Origin of the sequence: Mesorhizobium sp. M7A.F.Ca.US.007.01.2.1 (assembly GCF_003998165.1) — a bacterium.
In the GTDB taxonomy this organism is placed as follows: domain Bacteria; phylum Pseudomonadota; class Alphaproteobacteria; order Rhizobiales; family Rhizobiaceae; genus Mesorhizobium; species Mesorhizobium ciceri.
The window spans coordinates 1-13,670 of record NZ_RZQP01000174.1; the positions used below are offsets into that span (position 1 = coordinate 1).

The following is a 13,670-nucleotide window of genomic DNA, read 5'->3' on the forward strand; positions in this document are numbered from 1 at the left end:
ACCGCAGCGGCGGCCCGGGCGCGCTGCTGGTGCGGGCGGCCGAGGAGGAGACCGCACTCTCAGCCGGCGCCCTCGATCATGTCTCAGGCGATGGCCTCAAGGAACGGGTTACGTCGCGCCTGTCGCGCATCGAGGCGGCGGCGGCGCGGCGCATGTCACGCGGCACCGGCGTGCTGGCGACGATCGGCTCGACCGCGCCCTTCGTCGGCCTGTTCGGCACGGTCTGGGGCATCATGAACGCCTTCATCGGCATCTCGCAGGCGCAGACCACCAATCTCGCCGTGGTCGCGCCGGGCATCGCCGAAGCGCTGCTGGCCACCGCGATGGGCCTGGTCGCGGCCATACCGGCCGTCGTCATCTACAACGTCTTCGCCCGCTCGATAGCCGGCTATCGGCAGATCCTCGCCGATGCCTCGGCAGGGGTCGAACGACTGGTCAGCCGCGACCTCGACTTCCGCACCGTCGCGCCGGCCGCGCCACTGGCGGCGGAGTAGCGCCATGGGAAGCAGAATCCGACAGACCATGGATGACGATCTCGAGGAAAGCCACGAGATCAACGTCACCCCGTTCATCGATGTCATCCTGGTGTTGTTGATTATCTTCATGGTCGCGGCACCGCTGGCCACGGTGGATGTCAATGTCGACCTGCCGGGTTCGACCGCAACGCCCGCGCCGAGGCCCGAGACACCGCTGTTCCTGACGCTGAAGGACGATCTGACGCTGGCGATCGGCAATGACGGCGTGCCACGCCCGGCTTTCGCCGCGACGCTGGACGCCAAGACCAAGGGCGACAAGCAGACGCGCATCTTCCTGCGCGCCGACAAGGCGGTCGCCTATGGCGACCTGATGGAGGCGATGAACCTGTTGCGCGGTGCCGGCTATCTGAAGATCGCGCTGGTCGGCCTGGAGACGGCTCCCGCGTCCAATGCCCCCGCGCCCACAGCCACCCGTGCGGCGGCGCCATGACGCAAGCGGTCGCCGTGCCCTCGGTCCAGATGTCGCGCTTCGGCTGGCGCGACCTTGGCTTGTGGGCCGGTGCTGCCGCGCTGGTCCTCGGAGCCCATGTCGCGGTCGCCTATGCAGTGCAGAATCTCACCATGGTCACCGAAGCGGACGGCGGTCCGCCACCGGCCCAGGTGATCGAGATGGCGCCGATGGTGGTGATGCCGGCCGTACAAGAACAGGTCGCCGCGCTGGACGCGGTGACGCCAGATCAGACCGAACCGACACCGACGATCGAGCCGACACCTGAAGAACCGGTCGAAAAGGCGAAGCCGGTTGTCGAGCCACCGGAAGCGGTCGCGCCCGACGAGGCCGAACCCAACCGGACCGAAACGGCTGAACAGGCCGATCAGCCGCCGCCGGATGAGGTCATCCCGGATGTTGTCGAGGCTGTCACGCCAGACGTCGTCATTCCCTTGCCGCAGCCGAAACCGGTCGAAATTGTCAAAGACAAGAAACCGGTCGAGGCCAAGGCGAAAAAACCTGTCGAGAAGCCCAAGCCGCGGCTTAAGAAGGAGAAGGCGGCTCCGCCGAAGACGGCAACCGTCGCCAGCGCCGACGCACGGCCCGCGGCCAGGACCGCCGCGCCGAAGGCAGCGGAATCGACGTCGCGCTCCGGCGACTCCAGCAAATGGGACTCCCGTCTGGGCGCCTGGATCAAGCGGCACACGCGCTATCCCAGTTCTGCCAAGGCCCGAGGCGTGGAAGGCAGGCCGTATGTCGCCTTCACGGTCGACTCGTCCGGCCGGGTCCGGTCTGCCAGGCTCTCTCGTTCCTCAGGGGATGCGGATCTGGACCGTGCGGCGCTCGCCGTGCTGCAAGGCGCCACGGTGCCGGCACCGCCGCCGGAACTCGGTTCGCGTCTGAGCCGTACAGCGCCGTTCGTGTTCAGCCTGCGCAACTAGGACCGAATTTGATCGAAGCGGCCTGTCAGTAGGCCAGCGACAGGCTCAGGGCCTCGACCTGTTCGAGATAGAAACGGCATTTCGTGCGCAACAGCCCGAGGCTCGGGTCATCGGCGCCGTTGATTTCGATGGTCTGCATCATGAAGTCGAAATGGGCGTGGAAGGCGTCCACTGTACCCCAGAGACTGTCGGCCTGGCAGCTGTCGGCAATCGCCATCGAGACGAGTTGGCGGGCCTCGATCTGCGCGGCGTCAGGCGATGGCGGCCGCCTGACGATCAAGACGTCGAGCCGGCTGAAAATGCTTTCCCTGGCATCGACGCTTCTGATGTTGGCTATCATGTTCATGTGCAGGTCCCCCTTGGCATTCCAGACGCGCAATAGGTTCCGGTCTGAAATTGAAAAACTGGTGAGCAGAGCATTTTCAGCGGCGCCAATAAGCGCGTGGCGTTTTGGCGGGCGACATGCATCAAGCTGGCGCGACCGGATGCCGGTCCTGCGGGCAGGATGCAATCAGGGCCGGGATTGCGGTTGCATCGGAGGGGTGGCCTCTGATGATGTTGGCGACCTCGGCATCTGCCTGCTCGAACCAGTAGACCATGTCGGCGCGGCGCAGGTCCGTCGCGGCTTTCTTCAGCAGCGGCAGCAGGCTTTGCAATGCGCACAGCGTCTCCCAGCGGTTTGGCCGCGAGGTCGAGCCGGCCACCGCGCATGCTGACGATTGCATCTCGTTAGGCTCTCCGTGGCTGGGCGGCGCGATTGTCTTTTGCCTGCGCCTTGGGGTGCAGCGGGTTGCCGCTGAGCTGCGCGTGCCTGGCTGGCCGTGCGCCGCGAAGAACGTCGAAGGCCTCTGCATAGGCCATGCCCAGCAGATAGGAGATCATCGGAAAACGGCTTGCTTCGGCCATTTGCACGAGCTCATTGGTCATCGACGAAATATATTGAAGACTATCGATTTCCGACTGGCGTAAGGATTGATTTGGCACGTGCTGCTCCTGTCTCTGGTTATACCCTGGGAACGCGTTACTGGCCGAATACACATTGTTGGTCGACTAATTGATGGATTGGCCCGCGGTGGAGGGATCTCTTTCCGGGGTCGAGAGGGTCAAGGCATAGATCGGTGCGTCGGTGAGGCTGTCGAGACCAAGCAGCCGCTTGATCGCGGAATGACTGAGCGCGGCTGTCGGGCACGCCGACAGGCCATGATTGGTCGCCGCCAGCATGATGTTCTGGCCGATATGGCCGGCCTCGATCAGCACGACACGATAGGCGTTGGCGTCCTCATATTTCCACATCGTGCGGTCGAGCCTGGCGCAAAGCAGGATCAGGCACGGCATGGCGTCAGCCCACTCCTGTCCGCCGACCAGTTCGGAGATCTTCGGCAGATGGTTCGCGGAAATCCTGCCAAGGTCGTGGTCGGCGGCGGAATAGTGATAGACACCGGGTTCGAGGCCATCGACGCCGAGCGCGACCACATAGGCCTCATAGGGATTTCGCGCGCCGCCGGAAGGGGTCATGCCAAGCGGCAGGGTGCCGACGCAATTGGCGGTCTCACCGATGATGCCGAGCCCGGCGAACAGGCAATCGGAAAGCTGTTTGGCCGTGATGGTGGGCTGAGCCGCCGTGCGGTTGGTGCGGCGCCGCGCCATCAAGCCAAGAAGTTCGTTGTCTTCCAGTGCATTCGGCAGCTGGATGGCGCCGGCGGAATTCTTGAGCAGGAGGTCCGGCTGCGGCGTATGGCCGGCGCGTTCTATCTGCCGCTCTTCCGCTTGCTCGATGGTCATGTATTCGCTGTCCTGGACGCAGAAATGCATCAGCGCCGTCGGAAGCCCCCAACTCCATTGTCCCGAAAACTGTTCCTCCTGCTCGGCGAGAGGCGATCCGGCGGTGACCAGGGCGGAAAAATCGAGCAACCGGGGAACGACAGCTTTCAGCTCGGACTTCGACCAGCCATGGGCGCGGGCAATGTCCGCCGTCGATGCCCATTTGTCCCACGATGCGAGAAGGCCGACCATATCAGGGCTGCATTCAAATACGCTTCTGGTCAGGAAGTTGCATGCCGTGACCTTGTTCGGTCCAGGGTAGAAAACAAGCGTTTTCGAAGAGCGCATTTTCATGAAGCTGGATGCCATCTGCGGAGCCGAGGCGCCGACAAGCGAACCGCTCGTCGGCGCAGAACGGCTTCAGCGCTTGTTGTAGTGCATGCCCTGCGAAAAGAAGACGGTCTGCGTGCCGGCGGCAATCGTCAGCTTCGGAGTATTGGTCACTTTCTTGGCCATTTTTATCCCTTTCCTGACCCCAATCTGGGATCCGTTGAAGGACCCCCGGAACGGGATCCGCGCGAAGAAAGGTAAGGTCGGAAGAGTTAATGGTTTGTTAAAATTATAGTAAAACCACGAGTCGAAGGCGGATGCGTGGATTATCTTTCTTGGTACCAAAGTGTAAAATATCGATTTTATTCAGATACAGAGTAGACAATCGTTGGCGTACGCTTTATCGGCGTACGCTTATTCTTAATTGGCGTAAGACACGGCGATCCGAGGGATTAGCCCAACCCGTCCCGGGTGAGGCTGACAACCAGTTGGTCGACGCCCGGATCGTCGAGACTGATGACATGCGCCATGCTGATGGCATCCCTTGCGTGGATGTTGGCAATGTCGCGCCGCATGATGACGGACACGAATGCCGGGCCGGCCTCCGTCAGAAGCATGGCCTTGCCCATCAGCACCGGTTCGGAGATGGGAGCCCATTGCACGGAGATCAGCGACGGCTCTCCGGTCTGGCGGCGATTGATGCCGCTGAAATAAATCCAGTTCAGCCGCGAGATCGCCACGCCATAGTGATTGCCGCGCGCTCGTGCCCAGGTCGATCCCCGGCGCTCCGACCACCCGGTGACCCGTCGAAAGGTGACCAGTTCGGCTTCGCGCCGCACGAAGGTCACCGAGCGCACCAGGAGGTCGAGGCGGCCCGGGATCGAGAAATAGGTGAAATAGGTGCCGCCCGCGATCGAAGGGCTGGGAGGGCGGATCATCTGGTTGAACAGGCTCTCGGACACCGGCGGCAGGCCGCGCATCACTGGCTCGGGTGTGCCGGGATCCTGGTACAGTTCCGCCTCGTCGATGCGAAAGTAGTCGCATATCAGCTTGGCTGTGGCCTTGTTGGGAACGGTCTGCCCTTGCAGGTAGCGTTCGAACTGGGTGCGATTGATGTGCAGCTCACGGCATACCGCGCTTACGGAGGCATGGTCCTTGCACAGCCGTCTAAGGTTTGCAGCGAGATTCTCGCGAATTGACACGTCTTTGCTTCCGCAGGCGGATTTTTCATTTCGACTCGAAATCCATATAGCGTCTCCGGTCGCCCCCGCCGAAACGCCTTGGCCACAACGCACAGAAAAAACTGATTTGGTAACGTCAATTTAGTGGGGCGGTTTGCAAAAAAAACGGAAACAATCGACGAGCGCTTCCGCCATAAGTCCAATTGACAAAAGTCTTGCCGGAGATTGCGAAAACAGACGGCGCGGCGCGCGGCCTTTTAGGCGCGCCGGCACGGCAAATGCCAGCCGTGGAGGCAAGCCCGGACGAGCGTCGCGGAGTGCATATGGCGCGGAGAGCGAGGAATTAATCCGCTGGTGGAGCTGAGGAGGATCGAACTCCTGACCTCGTCATTGCGAACGACGCGCTCTCCCAGCTGAGCTACAGCCCCGTCCAGCGGATGGGCGCATTTATCGGGCGCCGCGGTTTCCTGTCAAGGCGGAGGTTTGCCGAAATCCAGTGGCCTGGCAGCCGTACCGGCGCACCGTGGCAGGCGGCCCTTGCCGGTTTCGCGTGCAATGGCTACATGTCGGCAACAATTGGAGACCGGCATGCTCGCCCTCATTCAGACAATCGTCATGGCGCTCGACCTCTACTGGTGGATCATCATCGCATCGGCGATCTTTTCCTGGCTTTACGCCTTCAACGTCGTCAACTCGCGCAATCAGTTCGTCGGTTCCATCGGCAACATGCTCTATCGGCTGACCGAACCGGCGTTGCGGCCGATCCGCCGTTTCATGCCGGACCTTGGCGGCATCGACATCTCGCCGATCATCCTGCTTCTGATCCTGTTCTTCCTGCGGCAGTTCATATTGACCAGTGTGGCGCCTCTGGTCCTGTGAGGCCGATGATCGTATGAGCGCGCCGTTTCGCCTGCGCGATGATGGCGTCGAGCTGTTTGTCCGGCTGACGCCGAAGGCTGCGCTGGACAGGCTCGAAGGCATCGAGACCACGGCGGACGAGCGAAGCCATCTGAAAGCGCGCGTCCGCGCCGTGCCGGAAAACGGCGCCGCCAATCATGCGCTCGAAAAGCTGATTGCCAAGGCGATTGGCGTGCCGGGGTCCGCCGTCTCGGTTGTCGCCGGCGGCACCTCCCGGCTGAAAACCGTGCGCGTTTCTGGCGATCCGGCGATGTTGGCGACGAGCATCGAGGGGCTCGGCTCCTGATGCCTCGCAATGGGGTCAATCCCCCAGCGGCAAACGCGGATCGTCAACTTTCAACGTGTTGACGCTCTGCTTGATGCGGCGCAGATTTTCCAGAACCCTTGGTCCGCGCGTCTCGGCGACCGAGGTGACGATCATGTCGACGATCGACAGCAGCGCATAGCGCGACGATGTCGGCTTGTAGATATTGCCGTCTTCCAGCGACTGGAAATGGATGACCGTGTCGGCGACCTTGGCGAGCGCGGAGTCCGGCGGGGTGATGGCGATCGTCGTGGCGCCATATTGCTGGGCGACCTGCACCGCATCGATGACCGATCGTGCATAGCCGGAGACGGAGAAGGCGATCAGCGTGGTGTCGGGGGTGGCGACGGCGGCGTACATGCGCTGCAACTGTCCGTCGATTTGCGCCAGCACGGACACGCCAAGCCTGAACAGCCGGTTCTGCATTTCGGTCGCCATCATCGACGAAATGCCACCGGAGCCGATGCACAGCACATTGCCGGAAACCGCGATGCGTGCGGCGACGGCGACCAGCGTCGTCATGTCGAGGTTTTCGCTGGCGCGCTGGATGGCCGATATCGCCGCTTCGGTGATGGCGGAAGCGATGCGCTGTTCGCGGGCATCGCGGCTCAACGGCTCCGGCGACAGATACTGGCCGCCGATGGCGATGGCTTGCGCCAGATAGAATTTGAAGTCGCGCAGGCCCTCGCAGCCGAGGTTGCGGCAGAACCGCGTCACCGTCGGCTCGCTGACACCGACGCGCGCGGCAATTTCCGAAATCGCCGCCTTGGAAACGAAGTCGAGGTCTGCCAGCACGAAGCCGGCCAGCTTGCGATCCGACTTCGTTCCGTCCTGCGACATCAGCTGCAGGCGCGTGATGATGTCGGCCGGCGTCTTCATGCTGATATTTTCATAGAGGCAGGCCCGTCGCCTTGTCGAACAGATGGATGTTGCCGGGGTCGACCGAGACCGGCAGCAGGTCTCCCGGCCTGACCGGCACCCTGTCACGGAACACGGCGCGTACCGTATCAGCACCGATAGCGCCATAGACATGTGTTTCGGAGCCGGTGGGCTCGACGACATCCACCCTGATCGCCATCGCGTCGACAGCCTCGCCGATGACAAAATGCTCGGGGCGGATGCCGGCCTCCACCGCGCTGTCCGCCGGCACCTGTTTGCCGGCAAGCGCCAGCCGCCCGCCGCCGGCCGATTCGAACCAGGTTTTCTCAAGCGTCGTCTTGAGCGAACCCGAGACGAAACTCATCGACGGCGAGCCGAGGAAGGAAGCGACGAACTTGTTGGCCGGCCTGTCATAGAGCTCCAGCGGCGCCCCGACCTGCTGGATCCTGCCGCGGTCCATCACGACGATGCGATCGGCCATGGTCATAGCCTCGATCTGGTCGTGGGTGACGTAGACGATCGTCGATTTCAGCCGCTGGTGCAGAGCCTTGATCTCGACGCGCATCTGCACGCGCAGTTGCGCGTCGAGATTGGACAGCGGTTCGTCAAACAGGAACACAGACGGTTCGCGCACGATGGCGCGGCCCATGGCGACGCGCTGGCGCTGGCCGCCCGACAGCTGGCGGGGATAGCGGTCGAGATAGGAGAAGAGATTGAGGACCCCGGACGCCTTCTTGACCTTCTCATCGATTGCCGTGCGCGTCTCGCCGCGTATCTTCGGGCCGAAACCGATATTGTCCGATGCCTTCAGATGCGGAAACAGCGCATAGGACTGGAACACCATGGCGATGTTGCGCTGCTGCGGCGGTAGCGCGTTGGCGCGCACGCCGCCGATCAACAGATCGCCGGAAGTGATCGTCTCCAGGCCGGCGAGCATGCGCAGCAAGGTCGACTTGCCGCAGCCGGACGGGCCGACCAGGACGACGAACTCGCCGCTCTTGATATCGAGGCTGATGTTCTCGAGGATCTTGTGCTGCCCGAAGGATTTCGACAGGTCGCGGAACTCGACGTCGGTCATGCTCACGCTCCCAATATGTCGTCGATGAAGGGCAGGCAACCGGCGGTCAGTCCCGCGTCCACGGGCATCACCACGCCTGTTACTCCCGATGCGCGATCGGACGCAAGGAAAGCGACGGCTTCCGCCACTTCCGCAGCGTTGACGATGCGGCCGAGCGGATAGAGCCGCTGCAATTTGCCGAGGATTTCGGGATCCTTGGCAAGGCGGTGGTCCCAGGCGGCGGTGCGGATCGATCCGGGGCAGACGACATTGGCGCGCAGGCCGCTGCGGCCGAGCTCGACGGCGATCGCCTTGGCATAGGCGTTGATGCCGGCCTTGGCCGCGGCATAGGCGGGATTGCCGAAATGCGCGATGGCGTTGACCGAGGAGATGAAGACGACGCTGCCGGAGCCACGGCTGGCCATCGCCTTGACCAGCGGATCGGCGAAATTCATCACGCCGGTCAGGTTGAGGTCGAGTTCCTGCTCAATCCTGTCGGGGTTGAGCGCGGGGAGCGTCTCGGCGCGCGTCCAGCCGGCATTGTTGATGAGAATGTCGGGCACACCGTCCCGGTCGAGGATGGCGGCGATCGCCGTGGCTATCGACGCCTTGTCGAGAAGATCGAAGACGTGGCGGGCGGCAAAATACGGGCTCTTCAACGCCTCGCTCGACTGGTCGCAGCCTACGACCCTGGCGCCCCTTTGCGCCATCAGCGCCACGATGGCCGTGCCGAGGCCGCCGCCCGCACCCGTCACAACGACAGTTTTGCCCTCGAATTCGGCCCTGCCTTCGAGTTCCGTTTGCGAAACCACCGTGCTTCATCCTCCGGGATCTTCGACAGGTCGGATCAGGCCTAGTCCACAAAATGTAATTTTGCAACAGAATAATCTGCTTGCAAGCCTTCAAATCCTCGATAATGTAGGAAAGTCACATAAATCTTCTGCTTGGGTAACGAAGAGGCGCGCAGGCGCAAAAATCAAAATGGGAGAGTTCAAATGAGTCTTGCAAAATGGACTGTCGGCCTGATGGCCGGAATGAGCATGCTGGCAATTGCGGCGCAGGCGGATGCGGGCGAGGTGCGGGTCACCGTGGCCGAGTACAGCGCCAAGACTGGCCCTTATTTCGATAGCGTCAAGAAGGAATTCGAGGCGGCGAACCCTGGCATCACGGTCAAGTTCGAAGTGGTGCCGTGGGATGTGCTGCTGCAGAAGCTGACCACCGACATCACCGCCGGCACCAATGCCGATCTGTCGATCATTGGTACGCGCTGGCTGATCGACTTCGTCCAGCAGGATGTCGCCGAACCGCTCGACGGCTACATCAAGCCCGACTTCAAGGACCGCTTCATCGACACCTTCCTGTCGCCCTCGATCATGGATGGCAAGACCTACGGCCTGCCGATCGCTGCCTCGGCGCGCGCCATGTATTACAACAAGGAGCTGTTCGAGAAGGCCGGCATCGCCAAGCCACCGGCAAACTGGACCGAGTTGCAGGAAGATGCGCGCAAGATCAAGGCTCTGGGGTCCGGCACGTTCGGCTTCGGCCTGCAGGGCAAGGAGATCGAGACCGACGTCTATTACTACTATGCGATGTGGTCCTACGGCACGGAAATCCTCAACAAGGACGGCACTTCGGGCCTGAGCACGCCCGGCGCGCTTGAAGCCGCCAAACTCTACAAGTCGATGATCGACGAAGGCCTGACCGAACCCGGCGTCACCTCCAACAACCGCGAGGACGTGCAGAACCTGTTCAAGCAGGGCAAGGTCGGCATGATGATCACCGCACCCTTCCTGTCCAACCAGATCAAGGACGAGGCGCCGAACCTGAAATACGGCGTTGCGGCCATTCCCGCCGGACCGACCGGCGCGCGCGGCACCTATGGCGTCACCGATTCCATCATCATGTTCAAGAACTCCAAGAACAAGGACGAGGCCTGGAAGCTGCTCGATTTCCTGTTCACCACGGAGCAGCGTGCCAAGTTCACACAGGGCGAAGGCTTCCTGCCGGTGAACAAGGAAGAGGCCAAGATGGACTACTACGTCAACAATGCCGATCTGGCCGCGTTCACCGCTCTGCTGCCCGACGCCCGCTTCGCGCCGGTCATCCCGGGCTGGGAAGAGGTCGCCCAGATCACGTCGGACGCCATGCAGAAGATCTATCTCGGCGGCGACCCCGAGGCAGGCCTGAAGGACGCGGCGGCCAAGGCCAATGCGGTGCTGAAGAAGTAGGGGCAGTGCTGAAGGAATAGGGCGTATCTCCCTGCGCCCGTGGCGCGCCCCAGATTCAGGCGGGGCGCGCCACATCTTGCAGCCTCGAGCAGAAAGATAGTTCGTCGATGTCAACGCCGCCCAGCCAGGCTCCTTTCCTCTCCCACCGGAGGGGGAGAGGTGGCTCGGCGAAGCCGAGACGGAGTGGGGGAACCACCTGGCAGCCACCGCGAACGGATATAGGAAGAGCACCAGGCGCAAGCCTCGCCTTGCGCCCAAGGGGTCGACCCCCACTCCGTCGAGCTTCGCTCGACACCTCTCCCCCGATCGACGGGGGAGAGGAAAGGGGCCCTTCCGCAACTGCTGCGGAGAACGGACGAGCAGGTGAGGGCAGCGCCGACGGTTGCAAGGAATCCTGAAGCGGTGCCCTGAGAAGAACGAGGCCGGACCAAGTCAATCTGTTAAGCCAGCGAAATCCAATCTCCCCGCAACGCGGTACAAAGCCAGCCGATGCAAAATCGTTTCTTGCCCTATCTCCTGACCTTGCCCAGCCTGTTTCTGGCGGCGGTGGTCATCTTCTGGCCGGTCTGGGACCTGATCCAGATCTCGACGCATGACGTCAGCCGCTTCGGCCAGCTTCGTGACTTCAACGACTTCGCCAATTTCGCGGCACTCGCTGCCGATCCCGATTTCACGGCCGCGCTTTGGCGCACCGGCCAATGGACGGTGATGGTGGTCGGCGGCGCGCTTCTCTTGTCGATCCCGGTGGCGATGATCCTCAACACCGATTTCTATGGCCGCGGCATTGCCCGCGTCATCATCATGCTGCCCTGGGCGGTGTCGCTGACCATGACTGCGGTGGTCTGGCGCTGGGCGCTGAGCGGCGAAAGTGGCATGCTCAATTCGGCGCTGATCGGCCTCGGCCTCATCGATCACAACATCCAGTGGCTGGCGAGTGCCGAAACCGCCTTTCCGATGCAAGTGCTGATCGGCATCCTGGTGACGGTGCCGTTCACGACGACGATCTTCCTCGGCGGGCTGTCGTCGATCCCGGACGATCTCTACGAGGCGGCGGCGCTTGAAGGGGCGACGCCGCTGCAGCAGTTCCGCGAAATTACCTTTCCGCTCCTGAAACCGTTCATCAACATCGCCATCGTGCTCAACACCATCTACGTCTTCAATTCCTTCCCGATCATCTGGGTGATGACGCAGGGCGGGCCGGCCAACTCGACCGATATCCTGGTCACCCATCTCTACAAGCTGGCCTTCCGCATCGGCAAGCTGGGCGAAGCATCGGCGGTGTCGCTGGTGATGTTCGCCATCTTGCTGGTCTTCACCATGATCTATGTGCGGCTGGCGATGCGGGAGCAACGCGCATGACGAGCAAGCTCAAGCGTTCGATCATCGCCTGGCTGCTGCTGGCGCCGCTGATTGTGGTGACGCTCTTTCCCTTCGCGGTGATGTTCCTGACCGCAGTCAAGCCGAGACAGGAAGTGCTGTCGCCGACCTGGTGGCCGAGCGAATTCCGCTGGTCGAATTTTTCCGACATGTGGGTGGCGACGGGCTTCGGCCAGGCGCTGCTCAATTCGCTCTACGTGTCTGTGATCGCCACCATCGGCGCCATCCTGATCTCGGTTCCGGCGGCCTATGCGATGTCGCGCTTCCGCTTTGCCGGCTACGGCGCCTTGCGCCAGTTCCTGCTGATTTCGCAGATGATCTCGCCGATCGTGCTGGTGCTCGGCCTGTTCCGGCTGATGGCCGCCTGGGGCCTGGTCGAGAGCACGACGGCGCTCGGCTTCATCTACATGGCCTTCAACGTCGCCTTCACGGTGTGGATGCTGCAGAGCTATTTCGACACCATCCCCCGCGATCTCGAGGAAGCCGCCTGGATGGAGGGCGCCGGCCGTTGGCTGACCTTGCGCAAGGTGTTCCTGCCGCTCTGCCTGCCGGCGATCGCGGTGACGGCGATCTTCACCTTCATCAACGCCTGGAACGAGTTCGTCGTGGCGCTCACCATGCTGCGCAGCCAGGAAAGCTACACGCTGCCGATCCAGGTGTTTTCGCTGGTCGCCGGCCGCTACACCATCGAATGGCATCACGTCATGGCCGCGACGCTGCTGGCGACCTTGCCGGTGGCCATCCTGTTCATCTGGCTGCAGCGCTACCTCGTCAGAGGCCTGGCGCTCGGGGCGGTCAAATAGCGCCTATTCACGGACGGAGCTTTCATGCGCATTTTCACCGCCTCGCTGGCGACGGAAACCAACACCTTCTCGCCGGTGCCGACCGATAGGGCTTCGTTCGAGATGGCCTTCTATGCCGGGCCCGGCAAGCACCCGGAAACGCCGACGCTGTGCTCCTCGCCGATGGTGGCGCTACGCCGGCGTGCGGTGGCCGAAGGCCTCGATGTCATCGAAGGCACCGCCACCTGGGCCGAGCCGGGCGGCCTGGTGCAGCGGCAGACCTATGAGGCTTTGCGCGACGAGATTCTGGGCCAGCTCAAGGCGGCGCTGCCGGTCGATGCTGTCATCCTCGGCCTGCATGGCGCCATGGTGGCGCAAGGCTATGACGATTGCGAAGGCGATCTGCTCGAACGGGTTCGCGCGATGGTCGGGCCGGAGGTGGTGATCGCCGTGGAACTCGATCCGCACAGCCATCTGACACCGAAGCGCGTCGCGGCCTCCGACATTCTCGCCTATTTCCTCGAATTTCCGCACACCGATTTCTACGAGCGCGGCGAACATGTCATCGAGCTTGGCCTGGCAGCAGTGCGTGGTGAGATCAACCCTGTCATTTCGACCTTCGACTGCCGCATGATCCAGGTGCTGCCGACCAGCCGCGAGCCGATGCGGTCCTTCGTCGATCGCATCAAGGCGCTGCACGGCAAGGACGGCGTGCTGTCGGTCTCCGTCATCCACGGCTTCATGGCGGCCGATGTGCCCGAGATGGGCACGCGCATCCTGGTCGTCACCGACAATGACAAGGCCAAGGGCGACGCGCTGGCGGAACGGCTCGGGCGGGAACTCTACGCGCTGCGCGAAAAGACGGCGATGACGATGCTGAGCGCTGCCGACGGCATCGATCGGGCGCTGGCCGTGCGCACAGAACATCCGGGCAAGCCGGTGGTCA

At 62.7% G+C, this 13,670-nt stretch carries 17 protein-coding genes and 1 tRNA gene; 9 read left to right on the forward strand and 9 right to left on the reverse strand.

Translation table 11 applies throughout. The features are described from left to right. The 3 genes from exbB to EN949_RS25190 all read left to right on the forward strand — a co-directional run. The coding region (exbB, locus tag EN949_RS25180) for a tonB-system energizer ExbB (RefSeq protein ID WP_127371809.1) at positions 1 to 494 on the forward strand (494 nt) is incomplete at its 5' end. 4 nt (positions 495 to 498) lie between these two features. Then, positions 499 to 966, forward strand: coding sequence for a TonB system transport protein ExbD (exbD, locus tag EN949_RS25185; protein WP_063169482.1), 468 nt, complete (start codon positions 499 to 501; stop codon positions 964 to 966). After that, entirely contained in the window at positions 963 to 1,907 is a 945-nt protein-coding gene (locus EN949_RS25190) for an energy transducer TonB (RefSeq protein WP_063169481.1), read from the forward strand. The genes exbD and EN949_RS25190 overlap by 4 nt, the downstream gene beginning before the upstream one ends. A 25-nt stretch (positions 1,908 to 1,932) precedes the next feature. Here the strand turns inward: EN949_RS25190 and EN949_RS25195 are convergent, their stop codons facing one another. The 6 genes from EN949_RS25195 to EN949_RS25225 form a co-directional block, all read right to left on the reverse strand. Beyond that, complete coding sequence (locus tag EN949_RS25195; protein WP_164754896.1) at positions 1,933 to 2,253, reverse strand: hypothetical protein; 321 nt, start codon at positions 2,251 to 2,253, stop codon at positions 1,933 to 1,935. 121 nt (positions 2,254 to 2,374) lie between these two features. Beyond that, on the reverse strand, positions 2,375 to 2,632 hold the full coding sequence (locus EN949_RS25200; RefSeq protein WP_127367094.1) for a hypothetical protein: 258 nt from the start codon (positions 2,630 to 2,632) through the stop codon (positions 2,375 to 2,377). Between the two features lie 4 nt (positions 2,633 to 2,636). Then, entirely contained in the window at positions 2,637 to 2,813 is a 177-nt protein-coding gene (locus EN949_RS25205) for a hypothetical protein (RefSeq protein ID WP_224700463.1), read from the reverse strand. Between the two features lie 144 nt (positions 2,814 to 2,957). After that, positions 2,958 to 3,920, reverse strand: coding sequence for a SagB/ThcOx family dehydrogenase (locus tag EN949_RS25210; RefSeq protein WP_245267615.1), 963 nt, complete (start codon positions 3,918 to 3,920; stop codon positions 2,958 to 2,960). Between the two features lie 530 nt (positions 3,921 to 4,450). Next, positions 4,451 to 5,200: a helix-turn-helix transcriptional regulator gene (locus tag EN949_RS25220; protein ID WP_013528976.1), complete on the reverse strand. Its 750-nt coding sequence runs from the start codon at positions 5,198 to 5,200 to the stop codon at positions 4,451 to 4,453. Positions 5,201 to 5,531: 331 nt separating this feature from the next. After that, positions 5,532 to 5,607, reverse strand: a tRNA-Ala gene (locus tag EN949_RS25225). Between the two features lie 160 nt (positions 5,608 to 5,767). Between EN949_RS25225 and EN949_RS25230 the strand changes: the two genes are divergently transcribed. Continuing rightward, positions 5,768 to 6,058, forward strand: a complete 291-nt coding sequence (locus tag EN949_RS25230) for a YggT family protein (RefSeq protein WP_013528977.1) — start codon at positions 5,768 to 5,770, stop codon at positions 6,056 to 6,058. 13 nt (positions 6,059 to 6,071) lie between these two features. Next, a complete protein-coding gene (locus EN949_RS25235) occupies positions 6,072 to 6,383 on the forward strand; it encodes a DUF167 family protein (RefSeq protein ID WP_127367801.1) in 312 nt (103 codons plus the stop codon). A 15-nt stretch (positions 6,384 to 6,398) separates the two neighbouring features. On the opposite strand, the gene EN949_RS25240 is transcribed toward EN949_RS25235, so the two are convergent. The 3 genes from EN949_RS25240 to EN949_RS25250 are packed head-to-tail and all read right to left on the reverse strand — an operon-like array spanning position 6,399 to position 9,149. Then, positions 6,399 to 7,280, reverse strand: a complete 882-nt coding sequence (locus EN949_RS25240; RefSeq protein WP_013528979.1) for a MurR/RpiR family transcriptional regulator — start codon at positions 7,278 to 7,280, stop codon at positions 6,399 to 6,401. A gap of 10 nt (positions 7,281 to 7,290) precedes the next feature. After that, the gene (ugpC, locus tag EN949_RS25245; RefSeq protein ID WP_127367716.1) at positions 7,291 to 8,358 is read right to left on the reverse strand and encodes a sn-glycerol-3-phosphate ABC transporter ATP-binding protein UgpC; all 1,068 of its coding nucleotides are present in this window, start codon (positions 8,356 to 8,358) and stop codon (positions 7,291 to 7,293) included. 2 nt (positions 8,359 to 8,360) lie between these two features. After that, positions 8,361 to 9,149 (reverse strand): SDR family oxidoreductase, encoded by a 789-nt coding sequence (locus EN949_RS25250; protein ID WP_027163007.1) that lies wholly within the window; start codon positions 9,147 to 9,149, stop codon positions 8,361 to 8,363. 183 nt (positions 9,150 to 9,332) lie between these two features. On the opposite strand from EN949_RS25250, the gene EN949_RS25255 reads away from it, so the two are divergent. The 4 genes from EN949_RS25255 to EN949_RS25270 form a co-directional block, all read left to right on the forward strand. Continuing rightward, entirely contained in the window at positions 9,333 to 10,565 is a 1,233-nt protein-coding gene (locus EN949_RS25255; protein WP_013528982.1) for a sugar ABC transporter substrate-binding protein, read from the forward strand. Between the two features lie 489 nt (positions 10,566 to 11,054). After that, positions 11,055 to 11,924, forward strand: coding sequence for a sugar ABC transporter permease (locus tag EN949_RS25260; protein WP_024504714.1), 870 nt, complete (start codon positions 11,055 to 11,057; stop codon positions 11,922 to 11,924). Beyond that, positions 11,921 to 12,745, forward strand: a complete 825-nt coding sequence (locus tag EN949_RS25265; RefSeq protein WP_127365541.1) for a carbohydrate ABC transporter permease — start codon at positions 11,921 to 11,923, stop codon at positions 12,743 to 12,745. The genes EN949_RS25260 and EN949_RS25265 overlap by 4 nt, the downstream gene beginning before the upstream one ends. Positions 12,746 to 12,769: 24 nt before the next feature. Next, on the forward strand, positions 12,770 to 13,670 hold a 901-nt coding region (locus EN949_RS25270), incomplete at its 3' end, for a M81 family metallopeptidase (protein WP_164782542.1).

What these genes read in the sequence shown, in the direction of transcription:
- exbD (WP_063169482.1), top strand. Translation starts at nt 499, where the DNA reads ATGGGAAGCAGAATCCGACAGACCATGGATGACGATCTCGAGGAAAGC.
- EN949_RS25190 (WP_063169481.1), top strand. Translation starts at nt 963, where the DNA reads ATGACGCAAGCGGTCGCCGTGCCCTCGGTCCAGATGTCGCGCTTCGGC.
- EN949_RS25195 (WP_164754896.1), bottom strand. Translation starts at nt 2,253, where the DNA reads ATGAACATGATAGCCAACATCAGAAGCGTCGATGCCAGGGAAAGCATT.
- EN949_RS25200 (WP_127367094.1), bottom strand. Translation starts at nt 2,632, where the DNA reads ATGCAATCGTCAGCATGCGCGGTGGCCGGCTCGACCTCGCGGCCAAAC.
- EN949_RS25205 (WP_224700463.1), bottom strand. Translation starts at nt 2,813, where the DNA reads ATGGCCGAAGCAAGCCGTTTTCCGATGATCTCCTATCTGCTGGGCATG.
- EN949_RS25210 (WP_245267615.1), bottom strand. Translation starts at nt 3,920, where the DNA reads ATGGTCGGCCTTCTCGCATCGTGGGACAAATGGGCATCGACGGCGGAC.
- EN949_RS25230 (WP_013528977.1), top strand. Translation starts at nt 5,768, where the DNA reads ATGCTCGCCCTCATTCAGACAATCGTCATGGCGCTCGACCTCTACTGG.
- EN949_RS25235 (WP_127367801.1), top strand. Translation starts at nt 6,072, where the DNA reads ATGAGCGCGCCGTTTCGCCTGCGCGATGATGGCGTCGAGCTGTTTGTC.
- EN949_RS25240 (WP_013528979.1), bottom strand. Translation starts at nt 7,280, where the DNA reads ATGAAGACGCCGGCCGACATCATCACGCGCCTGCAGCTGATGTCGCAG.
- ugpC (WP_127367716.1), bottom strand. Translation starts at nt 8,358, where the DNA reads ATGACCGACGTCGAGTTCCGCGACCTGTCGAAATCCTTCGGGCAGCAC.
- EN949_RS25255 (WP_013528982.1), top strand. Translation starts at nt 9,333, where the DNA reads ATGAGTCTTGCAAAATGGACTGTCGGCCTGATGGCCGGAATGAGCATG.
- EN949_RS25260 (WP_024504714.1), top strand. Translation starts at nt 11,055, where the DNA reads ATGCAAAATCGTTTCTTGCCCTATCTCCTGACCTTGCCCAGCCTGTTT.
- EN949_RS25265 (WP_127365541.1), top strand. Translation starts at nt 11,921, where the DNA reads ATGACGAGCAAGCTCAAGCGTTCGATCATCGCCTGGCTGCTGCTGGCG.